Annotated in this window: 6 protein-coding genes; 5 read left to right on the plus strand and 1 reads right to left on the minus strand. The window is 68.1% G+C overall.

The genetic code is table 11. The annotated features are described in order from the left end of the window. On the minus strand, window positions 1-532 hold a 532-nt coding region (locus tag DM816_RS40045), incomplete at its 3' end, for a DUF6597 domain-containing transcriptional factor (RefSeq protein ID WP_246002676.1). Between the two features lie 64 nt (window positions 533-596). Between DM816_RS40045 and DM816_RS40050 the strand changes: the two genes are divergently transcribed. The 5 genes from DM816_RS40050 to DM816_RS40070 are packed head-to-tail and all read left to right on the plus strand — an operon-like array spanning window position 597 to window position 4,687. Further along, on the plus strand, window positions 597-1,154 hold the full coding sequence (locus tag DM816_RS40050; protein WP_117215682.1) for a TIGR03086 family metal-binding protein: 558 nt from the start codon (window positions 597-599) through the stop codon (window positions 1,152-1,154). 26 nt (window positions 1,155-1,180) lie between these two features. Beyond that, window positions 1,181-1,918 (plus strand): NUDIX hydrolase, encoded by a 738-nt coding sequence (locus tag DM816_RS40055; protein WP_117215683.1) that lies wholly within the window; start codon window positions 1,181-1,183, stop codon window positions 1,916-1,918. A 2-nt stretch (window positions 1,919-1,920) separates the two neighbouring features. Further along, window positions 1,921-2,817: a hypothetical protein gene (locus DM816_RS40060; protein ID WP_117215684.1), complete on the plus strand. Its 897-nt coding sequence runs from the start codon at window positions 1,921-1,923 to the stop codon at window positions 2,815-2,817. A gap of 8 nt (window positions 2,818-2,825) precedes the next feature. Further along, window positions 2,826-3,968, plus strand: coding sequence for an adenylosuccinate synthetase (locus tag DM816_RS40065; protein ID WP_117215685.1), 1,143 nt, complete (start codon window positions 2,826-2,828; stop codon window positions 3,966-3,968). Further along, window positions 3,965-4,687, plus strand: coding sequence for a TIGR02452 family protein (locus DM816_RS40070; RefSeq protein WP_246002677.1), 723 nt, complete (start codon window positions 3,965-3,967; stop codon window positions 4,685-4,687). The genes DM816_RS40065 and DM816_RS40070 overlap by 4 nt, the downstream gene beginning before the upstream one ends. Window positions 4,688-5,005: the final 318 nt, after the last annotated feature.

The following is a 5,005-nucleotide window of genomic DNA, read 5'->3' on the forward strand; positions in this document are numbered from 1 at the left end:
CCAGGTCGGCCACGCGGGTCACGCCCGGGTCGGCCGCGATGCGGGCCGCGATCGCGCCGGCCAGCGTCGCGCCCGGATCGGGAGCGGCGGGCGCACGCCCCGCGAGGAAGTCGTCCATGAGCGCGACCGCGCGGGCGTTGTCGGCCGCGAGGATTCCGTCGGCGAGCTCGCGCCCGGCCGCGCCGAACACCTCGCTCAGGGGCAGGAAGCGATCGGTGATCGACGACACGGGCGCGCACAGGAACGGGCGGAACCCCGCGGGCTGGAATCGCACGCCGAACACCCGCCCCGCGCCGTTGAGCACCTCGGAGAACCGGCCCCGGGGCACGCCCGCCACGCGGCACCGGCCGGGTTTGAAGGTGACGTTGACCGACGGATATGGCAGCACGTGTTGCTCGTAAGGGTGCTGGCCGCGCAGATCCCACTCCACGAACCAGTAGTGAGCGACGAACGGCGCGAGAGCGGGCACCGGTTCGGCCGCGCTGAACCGGAACTTCTGCTCTGCCGCGCGGGCGTGGAGGATCCCCGGCACGGGTGCCACGATAGCGTCGCGTTTATACAAGACCCGCATTCGGCGCCGACCTAGTGTGGCTCGCATGCACCCATTGATGGTCAAGGCCGTAGCAGAGACCGCCGCTGTCGTTCGCGGCGTCAAGCCCGATCAGATGAGCGCGCCGACCCCGTGCCGCGATTGGGATGTGCGCGTGCTGGCCAACCATCTGCTCCAGGTCGCGGTCGCGTTGCGGCTCGCGGGGCGGGGCGAGGCCGTGCCGGGCGGGCTGTGGGCCGACGATCTGCTGACCGGTGATTGGGCGGCGCGGTTCGAAGACGAGACCCGGCAAGCCATCGCGGCGTGGGCCGAGCCGAGCGCGTGGGACGGCGTGGTGGACATGGGCGGGAGCGCTATGCCCGCCGGGCTCGCGGCCACGATGTTGGTCAGCGATCTGGTCATCCACGGGTGGGACCTTGCGCGTGCGACCGGGCAGGACTATCGCTGCGACGACGACGTGGCCGAGCTGGCGTACCGGTTTGTCGCGCAGACCGGTGAGCAGGGGCGGGCCATGGGCATCTACGCCGAGCCCGTGCCGGTAGCCGACGACGCGTCCATGTTGGAGCGCGCCGTGGCGATCAGTGGGAGGAACCCGTCGCGCTAGGCGTCACGCCGTGCTATGTTGTTCTCATGTTGAGACCTTCTGAGTCTGAGAAGGACTTCCTGGCGAGCTACGACCCGCGGGCTTATGCGCCGGTGGCCGTGACCGTTGACGTGGTGGCGCTGACCATTCGCGACGGTGCGCTGCACGTGCTGCTGGTCGAGCGCGGCGAGCATCCGTTCGCCGGGCGGCGGGCGCTGCCGGGCGGGTTCGTGCGCGACGAGACGCTCGACGAAGCGGCCCGGCGCGAGCTCGCCGAGGAGACCTCGATGGGGAAGGTCCACTTAGAACAGCTGGCGACGTTCGGCGATCCCCGGCGAGACCCGCGCATGCGCGTGATTTCGGTGGCCTATCTGGCCTTCGCGCCCAGCCTGCCCGATCCGCGTGCGGGCGGCGATGTGTCGGAGGCGCAATGGATACCGCTAAACGAAGCAGTTGATCTGGCTTTTGACCACGACGAGATTCTGGCGGCCGGGCTTGAGCGGGCGCGGGCCAAGCTCGAATACACCCCACTGGCAACCGCATTCGTCGGGCCCGAGTTCACCATCGCCGAACTGCGCAATGTCTATGCCGCGGTGTGGGGCGAGCAGCTGCACCCCGGCAACTTCCACCGCAAGGTGCTTTCGGTGCCCGGTTTCGTCGAAGATACCGGCGCCGCAACGGAAAAGGGCGGCGAGCGGGGCGGGCCACGAGCTCGGCTCTATCGCGCCGGAAACGCGCAACTCCTGCATCCAGCCCTGCTACGAGCTTCGTTACGAGGGAGATGAACATGGGACATGGACGCTGGTCAACCAACACCTATGAGGCCGCCGAGCGCTATCGCCGCGCCCGGGGCGAGAGTGCCTTCGCCTACAGCGACAGCGGCGCGCGCAAGGTCCACCCGAGGCTCGACCCGCTGGGCGTGCGCGTGCGGGAGAGCCGCGACAGCGACGAGCACCCGCGATCGACGGCGATCGCCGTGCTGTTCGATGTCACCGGTTCGATGGGGCACGTGCCGCGGGTGCTGCAGCAGAAGCTGCCCGACCTGTTGAAGCTGTTGCAGCGCAAGGGATATGTGAGCGATCCGCAGGTGCTCTTCGGCGCGATCGGCGACGCCACGTGCGACCGGGTGCCACTGCAGATCGGGCAGTTCGAGTCGGACAACCGGATGGACGAGGACCTCGGGCTGATCGTGCTGGAGGGCGGCGGTGGCGGGCAGCGCACCGAGTCTTACGAACTGGCAATGTATTTCATGGCCCGGCACACGTCGCTGGACTGCTGGGAGAAGCGCGGGCGCAAGGGCTACCTGTTCATCATCGGCGATGAGATGCCCTATCCGAGAGTGGACCCGCGCGCGGTGCGCAAGCTCATCGGAGACACCGACGTCGAATCGATGAACGTCGAGAAAATTGTTGCCGAACTGCAACGGACGTTTGAGGTCTACTACATCCTGCCCGAGGGGGCCAGTTACGCGGGCGACCGGGAGATCCTCGGGTGCTGGCGCAAGCTGCTCGGGCAGAACGTGCTGCAGCTGGAAAACCTTGACGCCGTATGCGAAACCATCGCCCTGACGATCGGTCTCGCCGAGGACGCGATCGACCTGCGGACCGGCCTGGGCGACCTGGCCGAGGTCGGATCGGCGGCCGGAAACGTGGTTGCGCGGGCGTTGGACCATAGATGGGCATAGGCCTTTCGATGCAGACTCATGTCAGCGTCGTCGATCTCGGATACGGCGACGCGGGCAAGGGCACGATCGTGGACTGGCTTTGCGCAAGTGGACCGGTGGTGGCAGTCATACGGTTCAACGGGGGCGCTCAGGCCGGCCACAATGTGGTGACGCCTTCCGGGCGTCACCACACTTTCTCCCAGTTCGGGTCGGGCACGTTCCACGGCGTGCCCACCCACCTGTCGCGGTTCATGGTCGTGGACCCGCTGGCGCTGGCCACCGAGGCATCGGCGCTGGGAAATCCGTATCATTTGCTGACCGTCGATCCCGACGCGCTGGTGGTGACCCCGTGGCATACGGCGGCCAACCGGCATAAGGAAACGCTGCGCGGCCAAGACCGCCATGGAAGCTGCGGCATGGGGGTGGGCGAGGCGGTGTCACTTTCTTTGTTGGTACCGGATGAGGCCCCGCGGGTCGCCGACTGCCGCTCGCGTTCGACTCTGCGGCGCAAGCTGAGCGTGGTGCGGGAGATGTTAGGAGATCTCGGGTGTCCCAGGGTGTCCGATGTGGTGGACGTGTTCCTGGAGTTCGGGTCCACCGTGTCCATCACGGATCGGCTGCCGCTCGACGATGGGCCTTGCGTGTTCGAGGGCGCGCAGGGTGTGCTGCTGGACGAGTGGCGGGGATTCCACCCGTACACGACCTGGTCCACGACCACGTTCGACAACGCGCTCGCCCTGTGCCCGGATGCGTTGCGGCTTGGGGTGGTGCGCACATACACGACCCGGCACGGGCCCGGTCCGCTGGTAACCTTTGATCCGGCGCTCGGATATCCGGAGCCGCACAACGCGGATGGGCCGTGGCAGGGCGCGTTCCGGCTGGGCCACTTCGACGCGGTGGCGCACCGCTACGCGATCGAGGTGTGCGGGGGAGTGGACGGGCTCGCCGTCACGCATTGCGATGTGAGCGTGTCAAGCTATTGCGATGCGTACTCCACAATGGACAGGATCGTGCCGGGTCCGTTCAGGGATTTGGACTATCAGGCGGCGCTGACTGCACGGCTGATGACTTCGCGGCCCGTGTTGAGCCCCGGACCGTTCGATGTGGGTCCACTCTTGGGCGCACCGGTCGTGGTCGAATCGTTCGGGCCCACGTGGGAGGACAAGAAGTGAACCTGCGGGAGATCGCCTCGGAAACGGTGCGGTTGGTGGACGAGCGCGCCTATCCGGGGATCGATGCGGCCGTGGCGGGCACGGTGCTGCACACGCAGTCTGCGCAGCCGGCGGGCACGGTCAATCCGCGCCCGGTGATCGAGGTGACGCGGGAGTCGTCTTTGGCCGCGGCACGCCGGCTCGGGTCGTCTGCGGTGCTGGTGTTCGCGTCGGCGCGTCGCCCGGGTGGCGGGTTTCTGCGGGGGGCGCAGGCGCAGGAGGAAAGCATCGCGCGTTCGTCGGCGTTGTATGCGTGCCAGCTCACGCAGCCGGGGTTCTATCGGCGGGACTACAGCGGGCTCTACACCGATGACGTGATCTATTCGCCGCGGGTGCCGGTGTTTCGCGACGACTCCGGGGCCCTGCTCGACACGGCCTACACGGCGTCGATGCTCACGTGTGCGGCGCCCAACCTGACGGAGTTGGCGCCTTCGCTCCTGCCCGGTGTGCCGGGGGTGCTGCGGCGACGGGCGGTTCGGGTGCTTGAAGTGGCGGCGCATCATGGCGAACGCACACTCGTGTTGGGTGCGTGGGGGTGCGGCGTGTTCCGCAACAATCCGGTGGTCGTGGCTGCGGCGTGGGCACGGGCGTTGAGTGAGGTGCCGCATTTCGACCACGTCACGTTCGCGATCCTTGGCGGTGGCCGGGCCTACGAGGTGTTCGCGGGAGCCTTCGGCTGACCGGGCGTGCACTCACCCCCTACGGCGTGAAGACGGCAGCCGGCTTGTCTCCTGGGCTGTGGGGCCTGTGTCCGTTTTGCGGGAATCGCGCGTAATGCAAGCGATCGCACAGCGGGCACCCGCTGACATGGCTCTTCGCGGCGCTACGTCTCTGCACCGGCTACTCGGAGCAGAGATGTAGCGCGCGGAAGAGCAGGCCGGAGTCCCGGTGCGTATGCGATGAAGGCGCAGATGGACGCATCGAGGGACGAAGCGGCGAGGCGTCGAGGGCTAGGCGTCGAGGGGCGGGCGTGGCGTGGGGCGGGGCGTGGCGTGGGG

The sequence above is a fragment of the Allorhizocola rhizosphaerae genome (assembly GCF_003426775.1).
GTDB lineage: Bacteria > Actinomycetota > Actinomycetes > Mycobacteriales > Micromonosporaceae > Allorhizocola > Allorhizocola rhizosphaerae.